Genomic DNA, 22,062 nt, shown 5'->3' on the forward strand with positions numbered 1-22,062 from the left:
GTCAACTAGTGGAACAAGTCTGAATCAGATAGTAACAGGCTGGACCAGTGATCGGCAGTGTGAACCGCTCCCCAGCTGGTGGAAATCTCCGGACCAGCAGGAATCTTGAAATACCCACTTGCGTAGCACTGATTCAGACTGTTACAGTCTGGTACAGCAAGAGGGACACGGAACACAGAACGAGGGTGGACACGATGGCGATCATCTACTGGCTGACCGGGGCTTTCGCACTTGCGGCGCTCGTCTGCGTCCGTTCGCGAGCAGCGGCCCCGGGGATGTTCTTCACCGCGTTGACCATCGTGCTGCTGATGATCACGCCGGTCGGGCACGACGTCCTCGGCTTCCTCTTCCAGACCGGCTCGAAGATCGCGGAAGGCGGAGCCAAGTGATCAAGCGACTGCAGGACGTAATGGACGTCCTCGACGAACGTCTCAGCGACGGAATGGATCACCACGCCGAACGCAGCGGCTGGACGGTCGAGCGATCGGGCCGGTTCGGGCTGACCAGGACCTACGTCCGGCGGCAGTGCGGCAAGACGAACAGCGACGCGGAACCGAACCTCGCGCGCGAAGGTCGAACTGATGTTTACCCTGGAAGGCACCAGGTCGGAGACACCGACGTGGTTTTGGCGTGGCGGGAACTGGATTCGGCCTCCGGCCCCCGCCACTCGACACAAGGAGAGTGAACCTCCGTATGTCTAGCAACGAGTTTGACACGTCCCGTGACGTCAAGACAGGACTGGGTGGGGCCGCGCTGCTGGCCGGTTCCATCGGCATCGGCCAGCTGCCCTACGACAGCGTGGACAGCATCTACCAGCCCGTCGCGCACGTCGTCGACACCGCGCTCACGGTCGGCGGGGTCGCCGGCGGCCTGCTGGTCGCCGGATCGGTCGCCCACGGCTTCTACGGCAACAGCCGCACCGCCCACCGGCGCCGGGTCTTCCACGCGCCCGGCTGGGCCAACCGACACAGCTTCGCCGACCATCTCGGCGCGAAGGCGATCCGCCGGGCCGGGCAGCAGACCCGGCCCTCGCTGGCCAACCGGGCCGACCGGCGCGCGGCCAAGGCGACGAACTCCGACTTTGGCCAGTTCCTCGGCAAGGCGGTGACGGGCTTCCGCCCGGCCCGCGGCTCCGAGGTCTTCGCCGACTTCCAGAAGTCCCTGCTCTTCGTCGCCCCGCCGGGCGCGGGCAAGACGGCCCTGATGCTGCACTCGCTGATGGACGCCCCCGGCTCGGTGCTGGCGACCTCGACGAAGCCGGACATCTACACGCTGACCTCCGAGCTGCGCGCCGAGCTCGGCCCGGTGTACCTGTTCAACCCGCAGAACGTCGGCGGGCTGCTGAGCACCTTCGGGTGGGACCCGCTGATCGGGTGCGAGCACTACCAGGTCGCGCAGGACCGGGCCACGGCCCTGGTCAAGGGCACGCGGGCGATCACCGCCATGCAGGAAGCCAGCTGGGGCGAGAAGTGCGTCGAGATCATGAGCAAGTACCTCATGGCGGCCCGGCTGTGGGGACAGGACCTCCGGGCCGTCGCATACTGGCTGGCGCACCCGGACGACGAGACCGCGGTCCGCATCCTGCAGCAGTTCCCGAGCCACGTCCCGGACGGCTGGGCGGCGTCACTGGAGGCGGAGATGCGCTCCAGCGCGGACCGCATGAAGGGCTCGATCTGGAGCCTGGCGCGCGGCTCGGTGTCGTTCATGTCGAACCCGGTGATCGCGCAGGCGTGCACCAAGGGCGCCGGGGAATCCTTTAACGTCAAGGAATTCGCGCTCTCGCGCGGCACGCTGTACCTGCTCGGCGACAGCTCCGACGAGACGATCGCGCCGCTGCTGGCGGCCCTGACCGACTACGTGTACCGCGACTTCAAGGCGCTGGCACAGGTCCAGCCCGGCGAGCGCCTGGACCCGCCGTTCGGGTTCTTCCTCGATGAGGTCACCAAGATCACGCCCGTGCCGCTGGCCGACTGGGCCGCGGACATCCGCAGCCACGGCGGCTACATCACGGCCATCACGCAGTCGTTCGCGCAGATCGAGGACCGCTGGGGCAAGGAAGGCTTGGCCGCGATCAAGGGCCTGTTCTCGAAGGTGATCCTGCCCGGCATCCAGAATCTGCAGGATCTGGAGGAGCTGTCCAAGCTGGTCGGCACCCGGGAGGTCGACGCCGTGAGCGAGGGCGAGACCGACAGCGCCTCGGGCCGGTCGAAGTCGCGCAACCGCAGCAAGCGCAAGGAGCTGATCCTGCCGCCGGAGGACATCCGGATGCTGCCCCCGATGCACGCGCTGATCATGATCAACGAGTCGAAGGCGGTCGTGACGAAGTTCAAGCACGGCCAGATCCGGGCCAAGAAGATGACCGAGGGCCTGCGGGCGGCCAAGGCCAAGGCTCGGCCCGACGACCCGGGCACCGTGAACGCGCAGGTGACGGCGTGAGCGAAGTCGAAGACCTCACGGCCGAGCACCGCGAGTTCGCGGCCGAGGTCAACGGGCACCTGACGAAGGTCACCGACGACCTTCGGCAGGTGTCCGGCTGGGCCGGGGAAACCGGCCCGGTGATCGAGTCGCACACCGACGCGCTGGCCGAGCACGCCGAGCAGCTGGAGAAGGACACCGAGCTGCTGGCGGGCCTGCGCGAAGACATCAACGCCATCCTCAAGGAGTTGCGCCGCAAGGCGAAGTACCAGCCGATCGACTGGCGGGCGCTGACCGCCGAGGAGGCGGAGGTGCTGTGGGTCGAGCTCGGCGAATGGGTTTCCGCCGAGCTGGTCGACGTCTACAGCGCCAGCCGGGCGCAGCTGCCGGACTGCTGGCCACTGCACCCCGCCGCGGTGCGGCACCTGTCGTGGCTGTGGACGGCGTACCAGGCCGCCTACGACCAGGCGGCCGGGCCGAACCCGGCCGCCGAGTGGAACGTGCGCTGGCACGGCGACGGGCTCGCCGAGCTGCAGGCGTCGGTGCTGCGGGACACTTCCACCCGAGGGCTGCGCAAGTGCTCGCTGGGGATGCACTTCGACCAGCCGCTGCCCGGAGTCCCGGGGGCGCCGCAGCCGGGCGGGCAGGTCCCTCCTCGAGTTCCGGTCGGGCACGCCCCGGGGCAGCAGCAGGGCCCCGGACCGTACGGACCTCCGCCGATGCCCGGAACGCCGGCGCCCTGGCAACAGCAGGGTCCGCCGCAGTTCGAGCCGCGCCCTGGTACCGCTCCGCTCCCGGTTCCGCCGGGCGGGCAGCCCTCGGGTCCGAACTACACGCAGGACGACCCGGCGGGGGAATTGGCCCGGCGGGAGTTCTGGTGGCCACAGCTGGTGCGGGCCCGGGAGGTCGACGTCGCCGCGCGGCGGGAGACCGAACGGCTGGCCAAGGAGGCCGCCGAGCAGGAAGCCGCCAACAACTGAATCACCGGCCACTAAGGCCCCTGAACCGGCGTATCCGCTGGTCCAGGGGCCTTTTCCGTATCCGGGCCGGGGCGGGGACGTCGGCGGGGTGAAGTGGCACCGGCGGGCCCTGGTCCCGCCCGGACCAGACCCACGGCGCCGCCGGGTTCTCCATGATCACCCTGCAGCCGGGTATGGTCCTTTGCACTGGTACGGCTGGTCGGCCGATACCGCCGAGCGCGGGTTCAAGACGCTGCGGGACCTCGGCTTGCTGCAGGTGTTCATGCGGTCCAAGAAGGCACCGCTGAGCCCCACTGGCTTGACCGAGGTCAACCAGTACTACCTCCTCGGCCCGTTCGCGCAAGCACGCACGGCGCCGACCACCGAAGACTTCATGGCGCAGGCCTTGGCGACATTCGACGCGCCGGCGCCCGCCGATCCGAGCAGAGAGAAGACCACCGCATGAGCACCCCGCCCCCCGGCGGATCCGCCGGCACCCCGCCCGCGGCGCTGCCGCCCGCTGCCCCCGTGCGGCTGTTCTACATCGACGACTCCGGCGCGGAAGACACCGGATGGGCGGTGTTCGCCTGGATCGAGTGCACGTTCCCCAACTGGTCGAACGGCCTTCGGGCGTGGCTGGACCTGCGGAAATCGCTGTACGCGCAGTACCAGATCCCGCCATCCGCCGAGCTGCACGCGACCCAGTTCATCAACGGACGCGGGAACCCCTCGCAGAACCCCGGGGTGAACATGTCCAAGCGAGCGCGCCAGGCGGTCGCCGAGCAGGCGCTGGCGACGATCTGCGCGTCCGCCGAGCTGCACGTCGGCGCGGTCTACCGCCAGACACCGGCTCGCAGGAAGGCGTACGCAACCGAGCGGGACGCCACCTACGTGGGCCTGGTCGACCACCTCGACACCCGGCTCGGCGCGGCGGGGGAGAACGGAATGATCATCATGGACGGCAACGGCACCGCGTCGGGCGCCTACTACGCCGCGCACCGCGGGCTCAAGCTGAGCTCGCGCAACCTGATCGAGGACCCGCTGTTCGTCCCGGCGCACCGCTCGGCCTGGGTCCAGATGGCGGACTTCGTGGCCTGGACGACGTACCAGGGCCTGCAGCGGCACCCGGGCAAGCGGTTCACCTGGGACTGGTACGACCGGTACCTGCGGGCCTGCGACGTCAACGGCGGCCCGGTGGAGGTCTGAAAGACCCCCGAAATAAAGCTAGACCTGCCAATCCACATGTGTGGGGCAGGTCCGCAAGAAGACTTTAGCACGTCACTGCACATGACTGCACACGGATGTACTCCACGGCACAGCGACGCGAAACTGCCGTCTCAGCGGGAGGTATCGACCGTTCACTCCGGCGCTACGGCTCGGCTGGTGCCGCGCGCTGGACGTCCGCCGTATCCTGAAGGGCAAGCCAGCGGCGAAAGGGCGCGGCCATGCCGGTCAGCTTCAGCGAGCACAGCGTCGATCCGGACGACCCGGACGGCGCTTTTCGTCGTCTCGCCAGCCCGGACTCGATCGCGGCCGCCGGCGCCCTGCAGGACCCGTCTCCGTGGGTCGAGCCGGACTACAGCACCGTGGCGAAAGAGCACGAAATCGCAGGTCCGGGCCCTCATCGGAACTGGCCGGGCCCACCCCTGGTGATGCCCGCCGGCCTCCTGCCGGACGGCCTGCCCTACAGCGGCGACGATATGGACAACGCCCGCCGGATCGAAGGCACGGTCTCGCGCAACGAAGTCGAAGCGGACGCCTGCGTGCGCGCCTTTGAACGTCAGCAGCGGCTTCTGCGGCGCGAGGCGGGCATCGAACGCGGTTACCGTGACGCGACTGGTCGGCACGACCCACCTGCGGCTTACGAGGCGATCGTCGAGCTGCACCGGCGGGAGCGCGAACAGCGCCGCCGGCGCGCCAGCTGACCCGCTGCTCGGACCTTCTTCACCAGCCCTCTGACCGGCCGGACCTGCGCCGGACCGGTCAGAGGTGCATCTCGCGCTCGGCGTTCCGGGACTGCTCGCGGGCCTGCTGAGCGGCCAGGTCGCGCAGCCGCTGCTGCTGGTTCTCCTGCTGGGCCTCGCGGTCGACGCGCTCGCGGTCGGCCCGGCGGCGCTCCTGCTCGGCGGCCTCGTCGCGGTCGGTGTCCCACCCGCTGCGCAGGTCCCGCCCGGCGATCGTCTCGTCCGAGAGCTTCGCGACGGTCTCGGCGTTCTTGATGGTCAGGTCCACGTCGTCGCGGACCTTGCCCAGCGCCACCCGGTCGGAGGCCTCGGCCTCGATCGGGAACAGCTGCTCCTGGGCCGGGTCGACCTCGACCGGCGCGGGGAACCGCTCCTCGTCGACCTCGGCCATCTCGTCGAGCCGGTACCGGGTGCCGTAGTCGCCCCGCTCGTCCTCGCGGTCCGCTTCGGCGGGCTTGCTGGCCTTCTCGGCGTCCTCGCGCTGCTGGTCCAGCTCGTCCCACGTGACGTCCTCGACGACGTCGGCGTCCTCGATGTCGGCCTCGGCCTGCACCTGGCGCTCGTCGGCGGACTCGGGCTCGGCGGGCAGCAGCTCGCCGTCGAGCGCGTCGTCGACCGCCAGCTCCGTCCCCGCGACCGGCGCGTCGGCGTCGACGGCCGGGTCCGTGCTGACCTCGGTCTCGAACAGCGTCGGCTCGTCGGCCTCGACGTCCGGACCTGCCGCCGTGTCCTGCTCGGCCTCGACGGCCTCGGGCTCGACCACCTCGGCGTCGACGACCTCGACCTGCGGCTCGACGACGGGGCGGTCCTCATCCATCGGCAGCAGTTCGCCCTCGACGGCCGAAGCGTCGTACTCGGCGGCCGCGACGCGGGCGTAGTCGGTGTTCGCGCGGCCGCGCTCGCCGAGCAGGGCCATCTGCTCGGCCTCGTCGGGCTGCTCGACCTGCAGCTCGCCCCGCCGGTCCAGCTCTTCGGTCGCGATGGCGGCCTTGTCGGCCACCTCGGTGGTGTGGGCGGCCCACCGTTCGCGGGCCTCCTCCAGGCGCTCGTACCGCTCGGCCGCGGCGGCGTGCCGCTCGCGCAGCCGGTCGGCGCGCTCGGCGCGGTCGACCAGCTGCTGCAGCTCCGGCGTGATCTCGCCCTCGGTCACCGCGGCCTCGGCCTCGACCTGGGCCCAGCGGGTCACCGACTCGCGCCGGTACTCCTCGGCCAGGATCTCGGCCTGCTCCAGCTCGCGGGCGACGTAGACCGGCGCCCACTCCTGCTCGCGCTCCCAGCGGTCGACCTGCGCGCGCAGCTCGTCGACCGAGAGTGTCTGGTGGTCGGCCTGCTGCTCCGGCCGTCCCAGCGCCTCCCACGCCCGGTGCCACGTGATGTGCTGAACCGGGTCCTGCTCGCGCGACGGCGCCGAGCCGATGGTCATCTGGTCGTCGTCGATCCCGTACATCTCGCGGTACGTGCCCACGGCGGCGACGCGCGCGGCCCAGTCCTGGCGGGCGGCCATGTCGGTCTCGTCGGGCAGTGGGCCGAGCTCCATCAGTGCCCAGTCCGGCGGCGCGAGCACGGCGGCGCGGGCCATCATCTCGGTCCGCTCGTCCATCTTGCGGCCGAGCTCCTGGGCGTACTCGCTGACGGTGCCCGCGGCCGACTGCAGGCGGCGCGTCCACCGGCCCGGGACCGGCCGGTCGCCGGCGGCCGCCACGATCTTCTCGATCCGCGAGCGGAGCGTGGCGCTCATCGACGTGGCGTTGTCCAGCGAGCGCTCGTCGGCGGCCAGCGCGGCGGTCAGGACGCGCTCGACGTCGAACCCGCGCAGTTCGGCGTTCTGCAGCGACGTCATCAGCCGCTCGTGGCCCTCTTCCTTGCTGATCCAGTCCAGCCGGTCCGGGCCGAGCCCGGCGAGCAGGACGTCGTTGTGGTGGTCGGCCATCGCGTCGCGCGCGGCCAGCGTCCACACCGCGCCGATCTCCTGCAGCGAGTCGGCCGACTCCAGCGCCGCGCGGTAGGTCTCGGTGGCCGAAACCTGCGCGCCGTCGTTGCCCAGAACCTCGCGCAGCACGTCGGTCGCGGCGACGCTGTAGGTCTCCGGGTCGTGCTGGTCGGCGTCGGACTCGGTAACCGCGTAGAAGTAGTTCGCGTCCCGGCCTCGGGTGCCCTCGACGTAGGCCGAGTTGCGGGACATGCCGCGCTCGACCAGCGAGTGCGAGGTGTCGGTGGTGCGGCCCTGCACCGAGTGCACAGTGCCCGCGTATGCGAGGGTCGCGTGGTCCTCGACGTAGTCGGGCAGCAGCCAGACCTTCGAGCCGTCGCGGTGGCGCTCGACCTCCAGGCGGCCGCGCTCGTCGACCCCGAGCACGGTCATGAGCTCGCGGTTAACGACCATCCGCCCGTTTTCGCTGACCGGGTTGTGGTCGTTGAGTCGAGTCTGGATGACGTCGCCGACACCGCACGCGTTGTCATCGCTAAGCCGCGCGATCTCTTCGCCGCTGACCTTCCCGAGGGCGACCAGCTCATCCCGAACGCGCCGGGAAAGCTCGGCGGCGTCCTCGTTCGACTTGACGACCAGGACGGACTCGCGGCCTTCGAGGACGTCGGCCATGTAGCCGCGCACCGCGGCCTCGCCCATCTCGACCTTCGAGCCGCCACGCAGTCGACCGTGCTGCTCGTAGGCGGTCAGCGCCTCGGCGTCGCCGACGCGGAACTTCAGGCTGGCGTCCTGCTCCCACTGGTTACGGAAGCGCCAGACCTGCGCGAGCTCGAACGGGGTCGCGTCGCGGGTCATCAGGTCGAGCAGGCCGCCGGTGCCCACGGCGGCGAGCTGGTGGTGGTCCCCGGTGTACAGCAACTTGCCGTCCGCCTGGCGGACCAGGCGCGCGATCTTCGCCAGCTTGTCGGTGTCGGCCATCCCGGCCTCGTCGACCACGATCATGGTCCCGCGCGCCAGTGCCTCCTTCGGTGCGCTGCCGTCCTCGGGCATGTACTTCGCCAGGAACATGGCCGTGTTCAGCGCCTCCAGGCCCTCGCCTTCGAGCACGTCGGTAGCGCGCTGGCTCGTCGCCAGGCCCATCACCGGCGCGCCGAACTGCTCGCGCCACAGCCGGTCCAGCTGGCCCACGGTCGTGGACTTGCCGGTCCCGGCCGGGCCGATCAACGTGTCGGCGGCCTTGCCGCTGGTGAGGATGCCGACGACGGCGTTCAGCTGGTCCGGCGACAGTCCGGCGGCCTGCAGGTCGGCCCGCACCGCGGCGACCCGCTCGGCGACCAGCTGCGGACCGGCGACCGTGTGCGCCTCGGCGACCAGCGCCTTCTCGGCCGAGATCTGGTCACGCGTGGCGTAGCGCAGCGACGACGCGGCCCGGTAGATCGGCTGGCCCTCAGCGACGCCACCCTCGCGCAGCGCGTCGGGGACGCGCACCCGGTCGCGACCGCTGAGCGCGAGGACGTCGGCCGGGCCCTCCGGCGACACCGCGCGGGCCACCAGGCGGTTGATCTCCTCGGGCGCGGCCTGGCCCCACGAGACCTCGCCGATCAGCTTGTTCAACTCCAACGCCAAGGCCGTCTCGTCCCACGTGGCGTGCATGCCCTGCGTCCGGTTCACGGCCTCGACGATCAGCTCGTCCTCGGTCGCGAACTTCGGCTGACCGGCGGGCAGGCCGTCCTTCGCGATCTTCTCGGCAGCGGCGGCGACGTTGGCGACCTGGTCCTTCAGCACGTCCTCGCCCTGGCGACGGGCGTAGCGCTCGGCCAGCGCCGCAGGCGACTCGACGCTCTTCGCCTTGCGGGTGTTGGCCCACGCCTCGCGCCGCATCGCGGCCATCGCCTGACGACCCGGCTCGTGGCCGTGCTCGGTGCGGTAGTCCTCGACCAGGGTCTCGAGTCGCTTGTCGATCGCGGCCCGCCGGCCGGACGACTCGTCGCACAGAACGCGGTCGACGCCGACGATCTCGCGGGTCTTGCCGTCCGCGCGCCACGCGAACCGAGCACCGGTCGCCTCGGTGACCAGCTCCTCCACGCGGCGCTCGTACACGACGTCCGCCGCGCCCTTGAGCGGCTTGAACTGCTGGCCGTCGACCGCGTAGATCCGGCCGTCCTCGGTCATCGTGCGGTTCAGGATCGCGGCGTGCGTGTGGATGTGCGGGTCGCCCTCACGGCTGGAGGAGTGCTCCCACAGCGTCATGACCAGACCCTTGACCTTGGCGTACTCGCCGACCGTCGCGCGGGTTCCATCCTCGCGCGTGACCGTGGTGTGGCGGCCGACGCGGGTCGTCGTCACCCCGCTCTGGATGAAGTCGAGCGCTTCGCGGACCGCGCGGTTGTGTGCCTCGGTGACCTTCGCTGCGAGCTCGTGCTGGCCGTTAGCCTCCAGCGCCGCGCGGTACACGCTGACGCTCTTCACCGGCGAGAAAGTCAGGTCGTAGTAGCTCACGGCCTGCCGCTTGGTCGCCCTCACCTCCCGGCGGATCTGCTCCTGCCGCTCCTCGCCCGCGTTCGGCTCGGCGGCGAGCGCGGCGGCCAGCCGGTCGGCCTGGCTCGCGTAGGTCCGCGGCCTGCGGCCGAGCGGGACCGCGTTGCCCTCGGCGTCGGTCTTGTCGAAGTGCTCCAGGCGCCCGTACACGGCGCGCATCTGCTCCGCCGTAACTTGTTGGCCATCGGCCAACCCGAGCATTTCCAGGCCGTTACCAGCCCAAACGCCGTCCGGCTCGCCGAGCTCGGCACCCTTGAGCATGTACTCCGCACCGTGGCTCGACGCGTCCCGTGAATGCGCAGCGTGATCGTGCTCCGCGCAGCCGGCGGCCCGCAGCAGGTATTCGGCACCTGCCATCCCGGCCGAGATCGCGGTCATGCGGAGCATGAAGCGATCTTACCAGGCGCATCGCTGATGCATTGGCACACGATCTTGAATCCTTTTATCTCTTGGGTGAGCAGATGACAACCGGAACGGCAATCGAGAACTAGCAGGGCACAAAACAGGCGGACACACAGGTGAGGGACAGAAAGTGGACATAAACACACAGGGTGACAGCAGGGCAGGGCGGAAGGCACCCCGGTTGGCCCGCACCTCCGGCCCGGACGCGCCCCGCGCGGCTGGGCCGGGCCTCCCCCCGAGCCGCCGCCTGCTGCTCCCCAACCCAGACACGGCATCCGCAATGCAGCGGCCCGCGCCAGCTCGCCCCGCCCCCAGTCGCGTGCCTCGACCGCGAGCAGAGCCCCCGCTTGACCGGAGGGCGGCAACGGTCCCGGGTCGGTTCTTCCCTCCCCCGCCCCCGGCCAGCTTCGGCGGCCGTCCGGCCCGAGGACTGAACCAAGGGTTCAGCGAAAAAGGGCACCTTTTGCCATATCTTGCTCTACCGGCCCAGCGGCTGAGCGCGGCCAGAGAGTAACTCTCTGGCATATCTTGCTCTACCGCTTCCGCCCCGCCGGCCCTCCTGCTCGGCGCCCTTCGCTGACCGATCTCCGGCCGAAAATCGTGCACCAAAGCCAGACACAAGGTGGCCGTCGTCTCGCGGCCAGTGACGCTCGTCCCCGGCCGCTCACACGCGGCCCTGGAACGCGAAAAAGGGCCGACCGCAGCCGACCCTCGCTCGCACCGGGAGGTCACGCGCTGGCGGCATCCTCCTTGGATGCAGTGCCCCCGCTGGCGAGCCCGTCTGAGACGGGACGCTGCTGCACGTCCTCCACCGGAGGCGGCTCGGTCACGCCCGCCACGGCGGCGGATGGAACGCTCGCGACAGGACGTCCGACCGGACTCGGCTCCGACGCAGCCGTGCCCTTCGCCTCCCCCTCGCCCCTGGCGTCCTTGACCATCCGGCGCACCCGCTTCACCGACAGGCCTACCCACCCGGCAACCTCCTCGACCGACCGGCCGAGCTCGGTCAGCTCGGCCAGCGACCTGGCGGCGTCGCGCTCGCTCGCCACCCGCCGAGACACGGCGGCCGTCCGCAGCTGCTCCGCCTTCGCCTCCAGTGCCGCCAAGTCCTTGGCGAGCTTGGCGTCGACCCCATCGCCCGCCTTGACTGCGGACGCGTACCGAGCGAGCGCCGCGTCCTCGCGCGTCTTGCGCTCCGCCGCCGCCTTGTCCGCCGCGTCCCGCCGCGCCTTCAGCTCCGCCAACGTCCCCGGCTTGCCCTGCCCCTGCTGCGCCATCTCGTGCTCCAAGTCCGTTCCTGCTGGTCCGACAGTGATCACCACAAGCCTAGCCCGAATGCCCGGCGCGAACCGGCGTTGCTTATCTGCCCAGATAAGAGACACTGGTCGGCGTGACCAAGTTCGAGGTAGCCGTGGAGGACCACGTCGCCGAGCGGGTGGGCGCCGTGGTCGAGGCGCACATCGAAGAGTCGACGGCCTGGTGGTCCGGCCAGCTCGCCGCGGTGCACGCCATCGGCAAACCGGCGGTGCGCCGGGCAGAGCTCGCCAAGCTCCGCGCCGAGCGCGACCGCCGGCGGGCCGCCGGGGAACACTTCGACACCATGTCGTCCGTCATCGTCTACCAGCTGCTCGCCGTGCTCGACGGGAAGGGCTGGCGGGGCCGTCGCTGGCGGCCGATCCCCCACGGCGAGGGTGAGCTGCCCGGCCGCCGATGGGGTGTCGCGCCGAACTCGCGCGGCTACCTGAGCGGCCGACTCCGGGTCCACTTGCCCGCGGACCTGGCCGAACTCATGCGGCGGGCGACCTGGTGGACGTCGGCACCGGCGACGACCCGGCTGCAGGAGCTCGCCGGGTACCGCACCCTGTCCGCCGACCAGCTCGCCGAGCGCACCCGGCTGCGCACGCAGGTCATCACCACCGGCGACCTGATCCGGGAAGCCGCCGACCAGCTTCTCCCCCGCTCTTGAAACGGCGATCCTGACACGCTGGCACGCATGAAATCTGGGCAGATAAAAGACAGCTGCGGGTCCTCGAAACACCCGTTGAGCTGCTTGTTTGCGCTTGACGCGATGCCGTACCGTTGACTTCATGAGTGTGGGTCTGCGGTTGAACGGGGACGAGAACGAGGTGGCGGCGGTCGTCGAGCTGCTGGCCTCGGTACTGGAGATGGCGAGCAACGGCCGGACGTACCCGAACCGGGGCGGCTTCGGCGTGCGGGTGTACGCCGAAGTGCGGCCGCTGAGCTCGTCGTCGGGACCGGTGTCGGCGACGGCCGCCCGGATGGACCGCAGGAAGTTGCCGTCCGGTCGGCGCGCGGTGCGGGCTCGTGGTGATGTCCGGTGACCAGCTATCAGGGGTGGTCGTCGGTGCCCGCGCACCTGATGACGAAGTCCAGCCTCGCGGACCTGGAGTACCCACGCACGGCCGATGGCTCAGAACCGGCGGGGTGGGTCGACGCGCGCGACGCGTGGCGCGGCAAGGACGACACGTTCGCGCTTGTACGACGCACAGTCCTGCGCGCCGACCGGCTCGACCGGTGGCCAGCTGCGCTCGGCCGCGCAACGTGCCGAGCGGGCATCGGCGAGGGTTGTGCGAGGACTGCGGCGCGCACTGCCAGCGTCCCCTCGGCACCGGTCGTGAGGGCATCGACGCCCGGCCGCTGTGTCCGGCATGTCGGCACATCGCGCTCATCCGTGCCGAGCAGGCGACGCTCGCACGGAAGCGAGCACGGACCGCGGGCGACGTGGCCGCGCTGCTCGCCGGGCTGCCGGTGGCGGTGGTCCAGGTGGATCTGCACGAACCGCCGATGACGGACGCGGGTCGACGTCGCCCTGTCACGGCCGGACGCGTCCGGGCCTGCGAGCTCGACGGGCGGCGGCTGCTCGACGTGACGGTGCGGCTGGTCGGTCCGCGTTCCCAGTGGCTGCCCGCCGGCGCGCTCGACCCGGCCGAGGTACTGCCCCGCCTTCGCCGGGCGCTGGCCGATCGGCGGCTGGTGGCCTGGTCGCATGCGGACCTCGCCGGGCTGCGCCAGGTCGACCCGGACGGCGGGTACCCGAGTGAGCGCGAAGAGATGGCCTGGTCTCCCGTGATGGACCGGTACGTCGAGACGGACGTCGACTCGAACCTGACGGCGAACCGGGCGGCCGCGCGGTCGGTGGTGATCGGCCCGCTGGCCGAGCAGTGGCGTGGTCAGCTGGACCCACGCACCCGCCGTCTCGTGCCGTGCTTCGCACCGGGCACTCCGGACCGGCTGGCGTTGATGCTGTCCAGGATGGCCGCGTCGGTGGACGCGTCGGCGCTGGTGTCGACGACGTCGGCGAGCTGATTCCGGTCGGTCAGATCCGGCGGACGTCGTCCGGGTTGGCTTGAACCTGCACCTGGCGGGTGCCCAGCGGGGAGTAGATGGTGAACGAGACGGTGACCTTGCCCCACCCGGTGCCGGTCACCACTCCCCTGCTGCCCTGGGGTACGAACTCGCTGAAGCCACCGCCGAGGTTCCGGACGGTCATCACTTCGTGCCCGGCGGCGATCTGGGGCAGCGGCGCGGGCCCGCGCCCGCGGCCGACGCTCGGCCGGGCCGGGCCACGCGCCCGGACGCCGGCGTACACGAACGCAGCGCCGAGCACGGCCAGGAACACCGACACGAAGAACCCGAAGTTCAGGCCCTGGCAGACCACGAACACGCCGAGCGCGCACGCTCCCGCGAACAGGACGCGCCAGTCGGGCAGTGATCGACGTCGAGACATGGGTGGATGCTGCCACGCCGTGTGCCCTGTTCGCGGGAGAACACGATCACGTCGCCGGGATGGTCGAACGGCGGGCCGCGCGCGGTGGGGGTAGTGATCAGGAACCCCTGGGACCTGCGGGTTTTCTCGGTTACGCTCGACAATCACGGATGGGGACGGGGAGGACGGACACGTGAGCGGACGACCGGAAGCAACCGGGGGCGGCTACAACGACCGGGGCCCGGACGACTTCGACCGCGACGCCTGGCAGGAATTCACGCCCTGGCGGCCAGGTGATCCCTCGACGGCCGGGGAAGCTCCGCCGAGCTACTACGGCGGGAACGCTCTCGATGACCAGATCTACCGGCCGGGTTCCGGTGACGGCCGGGCCGCCCCGCCGGCCGAGGAGCAGCAGAGCGGGAATCCGGGCGCGGTCGCGGACCAGGGCGGCCGCCGGGGCTCGTGGTGGACCGAGGCCAACCCGCGGAAGCTGCAGGGCGGCGACAAGGTGCGTGCGACCGGCGCGCTCGGTGGGGACTTCATCTCCAGCGTGCAGCGCGGCACGACGGGCCGGATCGTCGAGACGAGCAGTGGCCTGCTGGGCGGCGAGCGGGCGACCGTCCAGTTCGACAACGGGTACGAGCTCACGAACGTCCCGGTGGAAAAACTCGAGCGGCGCGGCTGGCTCGACTGACTGGCGGCCGCGGACCTATGTCCTCGGCGCCAGCGTCGCCTCGAGGCCCTTATCACCCTCGCGCAGACTCAGCACCTGGTCCTCACCAGGGTGCCGCACCGCTTTCGGCACGTTGTACAGCGCGGTGGCGAACGGGACCGTCACGTCCGGGTCGTTGAAGTCCGCGCCGCACGGGCACCGCACCTCCGCCAGCAGCGTGATCCTCAGTCCCTCGGTGCGCCCGCACTCCGGGCACGTGACCGTGCGGTCCTGTCCATCCGGCCCGGTGATCACGAGCGGGCCGTGAATGGACGTGCCCGTGTTCGTCCACGGATTGCGGTCCGGGTCCATCATCAGGCGCTGATGTTTCTGCAGGACATCGAAGCGCTCCCACGGCTCGCCGAGCTGATCATCGGTCATGCCCGCCAGTATTGCGCCGCTTCTCCGGTCTTGCACCCACCCCGGGCCGCCCCTTCAGGAAGAGCGGCCCGGTGTGGGCGCGGACTACAAGACCTTCGCGATGGCTTGGCCGAGCCACTGGGCGACGTTCGAGCTGACGGCGTTGCCCGCCTGCATGGTCTGCTCGCCCCGGTTGCCGGTGACCTCGTAGGAGTCGGGGAACCGCTGGGCGCGCAGCTGCTCGCGGGGCTGCAGCATCCGATACCGGACCTCGTTGACGTCGACCGCGACGTCCTGGACCAGGCCGTGCGCATCGCGCGTGGCCACGGTCGAGAGCGGCCGGTCCGGGCGGTGCGGCTTCGCGCCGCGCCGGTACGGGATGACCAGCGAGTGGTGATCGCGGGTGGTCACCGCGCCGAACGGCTCGTCGCGGACGTCCTTCACCGCGTGCTTCGGGTCCAGGTTGCCGCCGAAGTTCTTGACGTAGAACGCGCCCTCCGTGCCGGGCGGGATGGTCAGTCCGTGGTGGTTGCCACCCGCCGACACGGTGCTCAGCGCGTCGTCGAGGCCAGTGGCGGTGCCGTTCCTGCGCAGCACCGTCACGAACGGCGGCACGGTCAGTCCGTCGCCGACCTTCACCGTCCGCGCGTACAACGGCGCTGCGCTGGCCGGAAACGTGCGGCCGTCCTCGTCGGTGCCGTGGGTCAGCGTGACCACGGTCGGCTCGGCGAACATCTCCAGCCCTAGCCGGATCTTGCGCAGCGTGTTCGGCTTGAGCTCCGGCAGCTTGTGCAGGTGGCGCTCGCCGATCTTCACCCCGAGGTTCGACCAGTCGATCGCGGCGGCCGCCGGGAGGACGTACGGCTCGACCAGCGCGTGACGGCACGCCCGGTTCGGGCACCGGTAGTCGTACTGCTGGCGGTACTTGCCGATCTTGCGGCGGGTCGGGTCCGGGTCGCGCCAGGACTGCCGCGCGCGGACCTGCTCGGCGCACTCCGAGCACCAGGCCAGCGGCTTCGGTGCGACGTCGGGCAACCGGATGCCCGTGCGCGTGAGGGTCATGTACAGCCGGTCCCGCCACTGCGGGGCGTGCGGGTTCGTCTCGTCACCGATGTGCGCTGAGGAGACGCTGGTGAACTGGCAGTTGTAGCCGAGCACCTTCATGGCGCTCACCCAGACGTCGAACAGCTCCCAGTCGATCACGTCAACCACGTTCTCGACCAGCACCGCGCGGTACCTGTGCACCTCGGTCGCCCGGATGACGTCCCAGAAGGTGGCGCGGGTCCGCTCGAACGCGCTGTCGTCGCGCGGCTTCTCCTCCTCGTCGAGCCCTTGCATGTCCAGCAGGTCCAGCTGCGCCTTCTTCCGCTTTCGCCCGCCAGCCGGGCTGATCTCGGTGCAGATCGGCGACGCCCACAGAATGTCGGTCCGTGGCAAGCGGCGCATGTCGTAGTTCGAGACGTCGGCGCACAGGTGGCGCGCGTTCTGGAAGTTCAGCTCATGGGTCTCGATCGCGCGTGCCCAGTGGTTGGCGGCCAGCTTGAGCTCGAACCCCGCGCCCGTCAGGCCGATGCTCGAACCCCCAGCGCCACAGAAGATGTCCGTGAACGTGAGCGACAATGGGATCTCCTCCTTCGTGGGGAAGCCCGGTCGGGAGCGTCGAACTGTGAGAGGTGAGGCCGCTCCCGGCCGGTGCGTTGTACCTCCAGTCTAGATTTTTGACTCTTAAGAGTCAAGTAGTTTCCGCAGGTCCGAGCGCTTTTTTCGCGCGCCGACGGGCGACCTTCCCCTCTCCGCAGCGGTGTCGGGGTCCGGTGGCGGAGCCCCGGCGGGTTCGGGCTGGCCCCGTCCGGCCTCCGGGCCGGTGCCCGGGGACTCGCGGCCAGGCACGCCGCCGGCGGAGGCCTTCGCCGAGGCGGGGCCGCTCGTCATCGCCGGGCGAGGTCACTTCGTCGCGCGGGTTGGTCCTCTCGTTGCGGCGTGCCGCTGGCGAAAGCACGGCCAGCTTGGGCCGGAGGGTGCCCCGCACGGGGTGGATCGTGCGTTGTCCCGCGATTCGCCCGGGCGGCGGCCCGCCCGCAGTGACCGAGCTGGATGTGCTCGGTTTCGCCTGCGCCGCAAGGAAAGTACGGGCCGCGTCGTGGCCGAGCCGGGCACGGGCCTACAGGCCTGTGTGCTCGGAACCGTCCTGGTTCCGCAGGGTCATCCCGGTGCGCCCGCACCCGGTGCACCACGTCAGCTCCAGCTCGACCGGGGCGACCTCGAAGGGTGTCACCGGTTCGTCGAACGCGAGGCCGTACTGCGGCCCGCGGTACACGGTGGCGCTGCCGCTGGTGCGGCACTTCCCGCACCGGACATCCTGGTCGACGACGCGGCCGAGGAAGTGACCGTGGCCGCCGCGCTCGCTGGTCAGCTCGAAGGTGGCCAGGTCGGGGTACTGCTCGGCGGTGACGGGTTCGGCGGCCATGGTGATGACGGTAGCGCGAGTCAGCGCGGCAGCTGCTCGCGGAAGACGGGAAGCGGGCCGAGGTGGCAGACGGCTGCGGCGTAGCCGAGGCGGGCGTGCAGCTGGTCGACCAGCTGCTTCTCGTGCTCGGTGAACATGCCCGCGCCGCGGTCGGCCACGAGTGTCCGGTACGCCGTCTCGACGGTCTCGACCTCGTGCTCGAAGAACGGGATGGCGCCGTCGGCCTCGACGCCGGCGTGCTCCGCGGCGGCCACGGCGGCGCCGGCGCGCATGCGCAGGGCCTTCATCATGGCCGAGACCGGAGACTCGGCGTTCCGTTCCTCGTGCGTGCCGTACCGGTGCGTCAGGTTCCACGCGGCGTCCAGCATGCGCTCGATCTGCTCGAGCTCGGCCTGGCTGATCCGGATCGCCAGCGCGTCAGCGCGCGCCGGCGTCGTGACCAGCTGCGGCGGCTCACTTCGGCGGCGGCTGAAGATGGCCATGCGCTCACCCTTCCTGATCATCGAGCCGGGCATCCCGTCGCGGGATGAGATTCGGCGTCGCGGCCTCGGCGCACCTTATCGCAGATAGTTCCCTATTATCTGCGATAGCGGCCGCGGGGACCTGCGCGGACGCCTCCCGGCGGCCGGGGTGACTCGGCTCGCTTATCTGCGATAGGAGATGTTCGCCCCATGAGCACCCCGCCGGCGCGCCGACGACCCGCCGCTACCGACCTTCGCCGTGGCGGCCGCTTCGGCGAGCACGTCCGGCCCTCCTACCCCGACGATCTCCGGATTCAGTCGCTCGTGAGGGTCGTGTTCGCCCCGGAACCGATGTTCCCCGGCATGTCGACGCTCCCGCCCGAGGATCCGGCGCTGGTACAGCAGCTGCTCGACGAAGCCCCGCGGCCCGAGCAGATCGGGGTCGACGACTGGAACCGGCGGCTGCGCGCCGACGAAGTGGCCGAGATCTGGGGCACCCCGATGGAGGGGCCCGACACCCGGCTGGGCTGGCTGCGCCGCGCGGATGAGATCGCCCGCGCCTGGGGCAAGCCGCTGTTCGGCCCCGGCGGGGTGCTGCCGGATACCACGCTCGACGACGCCGCGCGCTGATGGGAACCATCCACCGGTTGCCCGGCATCGTGGCCACCGGTCCGGAGCTCGGCCGCGCGGCGGACGCGTTCCTGAACGGCGTCACCAACCCGAACACCGCGAAGGCGTACGCCATCGCCGTTCGCGGCCTGGCCGCCGAGTTCGGCATCAAAACGCCGATCGGCGTGCTCGACACGGAGCAGGGCGTCGACGAGCTTGCGAAGTGGTTCACCGAACGGTGGGGCGGGGCAGCGCCCACGACGTTCAACGCCCGGATGGACGCGCTGCGCTCGGCGTCGGCCTGGTGGCAGGACCAGCAGTGGCTCGACGGCGACCCGACGCGGCGGCTGCAGCGTCGCGGGGCGCCGGCACCCGGGGACCAGTCCATCGACCGGGCCGAGCTGGGCCGGTTCCTCGCGCGGCCGGACCTGCCGCTGCGTGAGCGGACGCTGTGGCAGCTGCTGTACGAGTCAGCCGCCCGCACCGAGGAAGTCCTGGCGCTCGACGTCCCGGACCTCGACCGGCCGAACCGCCGAGCCCCGGTCCGGCGCAAGGGCGGCGCGGCCGACACGATCGCCTGGCAGACCAAGACGGCCCGGCTCCTGCCCCGGCTCCTCGAGGGACGGACCGAGGGCCCGCTGTTCCTGACCCACCGGCGAGCCCGGGTCGAGCTGGCGTCGGGCGACATCGACCCGGCGAGCGGCCGGGCCCGGCTGTCCTACCGCCGCGCGGAGGAACTGCTGGGCGAGTGGACCGCGGACCTGCAGTCGGGGCCGTGGAACCTGCACTGGCTGCGGCACAGCGCGCTGACGCACGCGGCCGAGGACGGCGCGAGCACGCCTATGCTCATGGCCCTGTCCGGGCACACGAACGTCAACTCACTGGGCCGGTACTCGAAGGTCTCGGCGTCCGCCCTCGCTCGATGGCAGGCAGGCCGAGACCCTGTGGCGCGGCGCCGCTGAGTGACCCAAGGCAGGCCGTCACTCGTTCGGGAACGTGCCGGACACTGTTGCGTGTGACCAAAACTGTCGACGACGCGTACCTCACTGCCCTGTCGCTGGTGCGCAACCGCGCTGCCTGCACGGGGACCATGCCCGCGGACGAACCGATCGTCATGGAGATGATCGAGACCTACGACGGGTTCGCCCGGCGCCACGGCGTCGACGGGCTTCAGGAGCTGGTGGCCAGCCTCGCCCTGGTGGCCACGACGCTGCTGGGCCAGGTGAGCCAGGTCCGCGAAATGGACGAGACGGCCGTCCTCGACGAGCTCACCCTGGCGGCGCGAAGCGGGAGGTAGTCCGCTCACCCCTACGACAGAACCACGCCAAGCCACTGTCGCGGTTCTGTCCGGTGGGCTCGACCGCGCCCGGTGCTGCGTGTTTCCAAGTACGACGCTGCCGCCCTGGTCAGGGCTGTTTCATCAGGAAACGCCGGGACGTGCAACCGCAACCCTGCTGACATTCGGGCCCGTCGCCTCGACGCTGGAAGCACCGGACAGCCCGGGAATCCAGCGAGAATCGAGGAACGCGATGAACGCCATGAAGACCACCGCGGCCGCCACCAGCAGCGCCATGGAGACCGGCACGGGTGAGCCGGTGCACCACGCGACGAACGCCGTGGTGCTCGCGCCGAGCGCGCGCCGGGAGATGTGTGTTCTGCTGGTCGAGCGGGACCAGGCGCCGCACGCGGGGCAGTGGGGGCTGCCGGGCGGGGTGTGTCAGCCCGGGGAGTCGCCGGCCGAGGTCGCGGTGCGGCGAGCCCGGGAGAAAACCGGCATCGACCTGACCGGCGCCGAGCTGGTGCATGCCTCCTCGCGGGACGAAGGTCGCGACACAGCAGGCCGCTACGTGACCGTGTCGTACGCGGTGCTACTGCCGCAACCGGTCCCGGTGCAGGTTGGCGACATGGTCCGGCAGGCGCGTTGGTGGCCGGTAGCCGAGGCGCTGCGCGAGCAGCTGGCGTTCGACCACGAGCGGATCATCCGAGACGCCCTGGCCGTGACCGACCGGTCGATCGGCTAAACCCAAGCTGGCACAACGAGAACGGCCCCGCAGTGAAGCGGGGCCGTTCTCGTGTGCCAGGCGTCGTCAGATGATCCTGTTGTCGAACTCGCCGTCCTTCGCTCCGGCCAACATCGCCGTGAGCTCGCGTTCGTTGAACACCAACACCGGGCTGGCGTCCCCGAGCTTCGAGTCGCGCACCCCGGCCCAGCCGGGGACGGAGAAATTGAACTCGAAGCACCCGTTGGCGCCGCCGTTGCTGTAGCTGGATTTGCCCCACCCGGTGGCGGTGGTGCTGAGGGCGGCCCGTGCCGCGTCCGCGTCCATTACGTCGTGTCCTTTGCTGCGATGCTGATCAGTTCCGGTGTCCGCTCGGGCTTCTCGGCTTGAACCTGCAGGCGCTCGAAGATGCGCCGGAAGTCCTCCACCTGGTCCGGTGGGTCGTAGTAGATGCCCTGCTGTCGGCTCTCGACGTAGGCGGTGCCGGAGGCACCGACGAACTCGGTCGGGTAGTCGAGCAGGGCGAAGGTGCCTTCGGCGCCGGCGTGCGCGCCGGAGCGGTGCGTGAGGATCTGGATGTCGACGTTGGGCAACTCGTTGAGCTTGATCAGGTGATCGAGCTGCGACCGCATGACCTCGGGGCCGCCGACCTGACGTCGCAGAGCGTTCTCGTCGAGCACGCACCAGATCCGGGGTGGTTCGTCGTCCCGGGTGATGATGGCCTGTCGGGCCAGGCGTAGCTCGACGGCCTTGCTCACCTGTTCGTCGGTCATCCGCTGCTCGCCGGCGCGGTAGAGCGCTTCGGCGTATTCACGCTTCTGGAACAGCCCGGGTACCCACAACGCGTCAAAGCTGCTGATCCGGGCCGCAGCCGACTCAAGTCCTAAGTAGAGGTTGAACCACTCGGGAACCGTGCTGGTGAAACCCATCCACCAGTCGGTGCCCTTCTTCGCGGTCTTGATCAGCTCGCGGAAGAACGGCACGCGCTCCGGTGTGCCGTAGAGGTTCAGCAGTACCTCAAGATCGGCGGGAGCGGGCAGATTCCGGCCGGTCTCGATGTGGAAGATGACCGTCTTCGCCTTGCCGATCCTGCGCGCCGCGTCATCGGGTTTGAACCCGGCGGCTTCGCGTAGTCGTCGCAGCTCAATGGCGATGTAGTTCTTGAGTGCGGTAGGCCCTGGCGTGCCCACAGGGTCACCTCCTCCGGACTCCTCGACGAACGGCGACAACGGTTCACCCGGATAGGCCATGCGCTGAATGTAGACGTTCACAATGTGAGCGTCTACATTCAGAGACGGTTACCAACCGAACCAGTTACAACGGTAGCCCCTGGCGGTGCGGTGAGTCGGAACGGCCTTCCCCTCCCGGGTAGCGAGCTCGGGCGCGGGTCTGTCCCCTGATCGAAGCCGCACCGCCAGGACCAGCACTAACTCCCTGGTGAGCACGCCGCGCTGCGGGGCGCGGGCCTGCGTTTTCGGTCCACCAGGGACCCAAGCGGCGGCAACCCGTTCGACCCCCCTC

Annotated in this window: 24 protein-coding genes; 15 read left to right on the top strand and 9 right to left on the bottom strand. The window is 70.4% G+C overall.

Annotated elements, in window-relative coordinates; genetic code table 11:
* Nucleotides 1-194 precede the first annotated feature (194 nt).
* The 7 genes from OG371_RS47110 (at nt 195) to OG371_RS47140 (ending at nt 5,299) form a co-directional block, all read left to right on the top strand.
* Nucleotides 195-389, top strand: coding sequence for a hypothetical protein (locus tag OG371_RS47110; RefSeq protein ID WP_329073522.1), 195 nt, complete (start codon nt 195-197; stop codon nt 387-389).
* Nucleotides 386-685 carry a hypothetical protein gene (locus tag OG371_RS47115; protein WP_329073524.1) on the top strand — a complete coding sequence of 100 codons (300 nt, stop codon included), beginning with the start codon at nt 386-388 and terminating at the stop codon, nt 683-685. The genes OG371_RS47110 and OG371_RS47115 overlap by 4 nt, the downstream gene beginning before the upstream one ends.
* An 8-nt stretch (nt 686-693) precedes the next feature.
* Nucleotides 694-2,436, top strand: coding sequence for a type IV secretory system conjugative DNA transfer family protein (locus OG371_RS47120; protein WP_329073526.1), 1,743 nt, complete (start codon nt 694-696; stop codon nt 2,434-2,436).
* Complete coding sequence (locus OG371_RS47125; RefSeq protein WP_329073527.1) at nt 2,433-3,395, top strand: hypothetical protein; 963 nt, start codon at nt 2,433-2,435, stop codon at nt 3,393-3,395. The genes OG371_RS47120 and OG371_RS47125 overlap by 4 nt, the downstream gene beginning before the upstream one ends.
* Nucleotides 3,396-3,576: 181 nt before the next feature.
* The gene (locus tag OG371_RS47130; protein WP_329073529.1) at nt 3,577-3,840 is read left to right on the top strand and encodes a hypothetical protein; all 264 of its coding nucleotides are present in this window, start codon (nt 3,577-3,579) and stop codon (nt 3,838-3,840) included.
* Entirely contained in the window at nt 3,837-4,580 is a 744-nt protein-coding gene (locus OG371_RS47135) for a DUF3800 domain-containing protein (RefSeq protein WP_329073531.1), read from the top strand. The genes OG371_RS47130 and OG371_RS47135 overlap by 4 nt, the downstream gene beginning before the upstream one ends.
* A 239-nt stretch (nt 4,581-4,819) precedes the next feature.
* Nucleotides 4,820-5,299, top strand: coding sequence for a hypothetical protein (locus tag OG371_RS47140; protein ID WP_329073533.1), 480 nt, complete (start codon nt 4,820-4,822; stop codon nt 5,297-5,299).
* Between the two features lie 58 nt (nt 5,300-5,357).
* On the opposite strand, the gene mobF is transcribed toward OG371_RS47140, so the two are convergent.
* Together mobF and OG371_RS47150 are read right to left on the bottom strand one after the other, a co-directional pair.
* The gene (gene mobF, locus OG371_RS47145) at nt 5,358-10,190 is read right to left on the bottom strand and encodes a MobF family relaxase (RefSeq protein ID WP_329073535.1); all 4,833 of its coding nucleotides are present in this window, start codon (nt 10,188-10,190) and stop codon (nt 5,358-5,360) included.
* 743 nt (nt 10,191-10,933) lie between these two features.
* The gene (locus tag OG371_RS47150; protein ID WP_329073474.1) at nt 10,934-11,494 is read right to left on the bottom strand and encodes a hypothetical protein; all 561 of its coding nucleotides are present in this window, start codon (nt 11,492-11,494) and stop codon (nt 10,934-10,936) included.
* Between the two features lie 101 nt (nt 11,495-11,595).
* On the opposite strand from OG371_RS47150, the gene OG371_RS47155 reads away from it, so the two are divergent.
* From OG371_RS47155 to OG371_RS47165, 3 genes are all read left to right on the top strand, one after another.
* Complete coding sequence (locus OG371_RS47155; protein WP_329073475.1) at nt 11,596-12,171, top strand: hypothetical protein; 576 nt, start codon at nt 11,596-11,598, stop codon at nt 12,169-12,171.
* Nucleotides 12,172-12,292: 121 nt separating this feature from the next.
* Nucleotides 12,293-12,547 (top strand): hypothetical protein, encoded by a 255-nt coding sequence (locus OG371_RS47160; protein ID WP_329073476.1) that lies wholly within the window; start codon nt 12,293-12,295, stop codon nt 12,545-12,547.
* A 193-nt stretch (nt 12,548-12,740) separates the two neighbouring features.
* Nucleotides 12,741-13,532 (top strand): hypothetical protein, encoded by a 792-nt coding sequence (locus OG371_RS47165; protein WP_329073477.1) that lies wholly within the window; start codon nt 12,741-12,743, stop codon nt 13,530-13,532.
* A gap of 10 nt (nt 13,533-13,542) precedes the next feature.
* On the opposite strand, the gene OG371_RS47170 is transcribed toward OG371_RS47165, so the two are convergent.
* Nucleotides 13,543-13,953 (bottom strand): hypothetical protein, encoded by a 411-nt coding sequence (locus OG371_RS47170; RefSeq protein WP_329073478.1) that lies wholly within the window; start codon nt 13,951-13,953, stop codon nt 13,543-13,545.
* Between the two features lie 172 nt (nt 13,954-14,125).
* Here OG371_RS47170 and OG371_RS47175 point away from each other — a divergent pair, with 172 nt between their 5' ends.
* Entirely contained in the window at nt 14,126-14,626 is a 501-nt protein-coding gene (locus OG371_RS47175) for a hypothetical protein (RefSeq protein ID WP_329073479.1), read from the top strand.
* 15 nt (nt 14,627-14,641) lie between these two features.
* Here OG371_RS47175 and OG371_RS47180 read toward each other — a convergent pair whose 3' ends face one another.
* The 4 genes from OG371_RS47180 to OG371_RS47195 form a co-directional block, all read right to left on the bottom strand.
* Nucleotides 14,642-15,025 (bottom strand): hypothetical protein, encoded by a 384-nt coding sequence (locus OG371_RS47180; protein ID WP_329073480.1) that lies wholly within the window; start codon nt 15,023-15,025, stop codon nt 14,642-14,644.
* Nucleotides 15,026-15,109: 84 nt separating this feature from the next.
* A complete protein-coding gene (locus OG371_RS47185) occupies nt 15,110-16,624 on the bottom strand; it encodes a DNA cytosine methyltransferase (RefSeq protein ID WP_329073481.1) in 1,515 nt (504 codons plus the stop codon).
* 541 nt (nt 16,625-17,165) lie between these two features.
* On the bottom strand, nt 17,166-17,471 hold the full coding sequence (locus tag OG371_RS47190; protein WP_329073482.1) for a hypothetical protein: 306 nt from the start codon (nt 17,469-17,471) through the stop codon (nt 17,166-17,168).
* 20 nt (nt 17,472-17,491) lie between these two features.
* Nucleotides 17,492-17,953: a hypothetical protein gene (locus OG371_RS47195; RefSeq protein ID WP_329073483.1), complete on the bottom strand. Its 462-nt coding sequence runs from the start codon at nt 17,951-17,953 to the stop codon at nt 17,492-17,494.
* 189 nt (nt 17,954-18,142) lie between these two features.
* Between OG371_RS47195 and OG371_RS47200 the strand changes: the two genes are divergently transcribed.
* The 4 genes from OG371_RS47200 to OG371_RS47215 all read left to right on the top strand — a co-directional run bounded on the left by OG371_RS47200 (nt 18,143) and on the right by OG371_RS47215 (nt 20,562).
* Nucleotides 18,143-18,562: a hypothetical protein gene (locus tag OG371_RS47200; protein ID WP_329073484.1), complete on the top strand. Its 420-nt coding sequence runs from the start codon at nt 18,143-18,145 to the stop codon at nt 18,560-18,562.
* A gap of 17 nt (nt 18,563-18,579) precedes the next feature.
* Entirely contained in the window at nt 18,580-19,503 is a 924-nt protein-coding gene (locus OG371_RS47205) for a tyrosine-type recombinase/integrase (protein WP_329073485.1), read from the top strand.
* A 53-nt stretch (nt 19,504-19,556) separates the two neighbouring features.
* Entirely contained in the window at nt 19,557-19,838 is a 282-nt protein-coding gene (locus tag OG371_RS47210; protein ID WP_329073486.1) for a hypothetical protein, read from the top strand.
* Nucleotides 19,839-20,070: 232 nt separating this feature from the next.
* Nucleotides 20,071-20,562 (top strand): NUDIX hydrolase, encoded by a 492-nt coding sequence (locus tag OG371_RS47215; RefSeq protein WP_329073487.1) that lies wholly within the window; start codon nt 20,071-20,073, stop codon nt 20,560-20,562.
* 66 nt (nt 20,563-20,628) lie between these two features.
* Here OG371_RS47215 and OG371_RS47220 read toward each other — a convergent pair whose 3' ends face one another.
* Complete coding sequence (locus OG371_RS47220; protein WP_329073488.1) at nt 20,629-20,868, bottom strand: DUF397 domain-containing protein; 240 nt, start codon at nt 20,866-20,868, stop codon at nt 20,629-20,631.
* The gene (locus OG371_RS47225; RefSeq protein WP_329073489.1) at nt 20,868-21,770 is read right to left on the bottom strand and encodes a helix-turn-helix domain-containing protein; all 903 of its coding nucleotides are present in this window, start codon (nt 21,768-21,770) and stop codon (nt 20,868-20,870) included. Before OG371_RS47225 ends, OG371_RS47220 begins: the two co-directional genes overlap by 1 nt.
* Nucleotides 21,771-22,062 lie beyond the last annotated feature (292 nt).

This window comes from Amycolatopsis sp. NBC_01480, from assembly GCF_036227205.1.
In the GTDB taxonomy this organism is placed as follows: domain Bacteria; phylum Actinomycetota; class Actinomycetes; order Mycobacteriales; family Pseudonocardiaceae; genus Amycolatopsis.

What these genes read in the sequence shown, in the direction of transcription:
- OG371_RS47180 (WP_329073480.1), bottom strand. Translation starts at nt 15,025, where the DNA reads ATGACCGATGATCAGCTCGGCGAGCCGTGGGAGCGCTTCGATGTCCTG.
- mobF (WP_329073535.1), bottom strand. Translation starts at nt 10,190, where the DNA reads ATGCTCCGCATGACCGCGATCTCGGCCGGGATGGCAGGTGCCGAATAC.
- OG371_RS47190 (WP_329073482.1), bottom strand. Translation starts at nt 17,471, where the DNA reads ATGGCCGCCGAACCCGTCACCGCCGAGCAGTACCCCGACCTGGCCACC.
- OG371_RS47140 (WP_329073533.1), top strand. Translation starts at nt 4,820, where the DNA reads ATGCCGGTCAGCTTCAGCGAGCACAGCGTCGATCCGGACGACCCGGAC.
- OG371_RS47120 (WP_329073526.1), top strand. Translation starts at nt 694, where the DNA reads ATGTCTAGCAACGAGTTTGACACGTCCCGTGACGTCAAGACAGGACTG.
- OG371_RS47215 (WP_329073487.1), top strand. Translation starts at nt 20,071, where the DNA reads ATGAACGCCATGAAGACCACCGCGGCCGCCACCAGCAGCGCCATGGAG.
- OG371_RS47135 (WP_329073531.1), top strand. Translation starts at nt 3,837, where the DNA reads ATGAGCACCCCGCCCCCCGGCGGATCCGCCGGCACCCCGCCCGCGGCG.
- OG371_RS47200 (WP_329073484.1), top strand. Translation starts at nt 18,143, where the DNA reads ATGAGCACCCCGCCGGCGCGCCGACGACCCGCCGCTACCGACCTTCGC.
- OG371_RS47110 (WP_329073522.1), top strand. Translation starts at nt 195, where the DNA reads ATGGCGATCATCTACTGGCTGACCGGGGCTTTCGCACTTGCGGCGCTC.
- OG371_RS47170 (WP_329073478.1), bottom strand. Translation starts at nt 13,953, where the DNA reads ATGTCTCGACGTCGATCACTGCCCGACTGGCGCGTCCTGTTCGCGGGA.
- OG371_RS47195 (WP_329073483.1), bottom strand. Translation starts at nt 17,953, where the DNA reads ATGGCCATCTTCAGCCGCCGCCGAAGTGAGCCGCCGCAGCTGGTCACG.
- OG371_RS47220 (WP_329073488.1), bottom strand. Translation starts at nt 20,868, where the DNA reads ATGGACGCGGACGCGGCACGGGCCGCCCTCAGCACCACCGCCACCGGG.
- OG371_RS47160 (WP_329073476.1), top strand. Translation starts at nt 12,293, where the DNA reads ATGAGTGTGGGTCTGCGGTTGAACGGGGACGAGAACGAGGTGGCGGCG.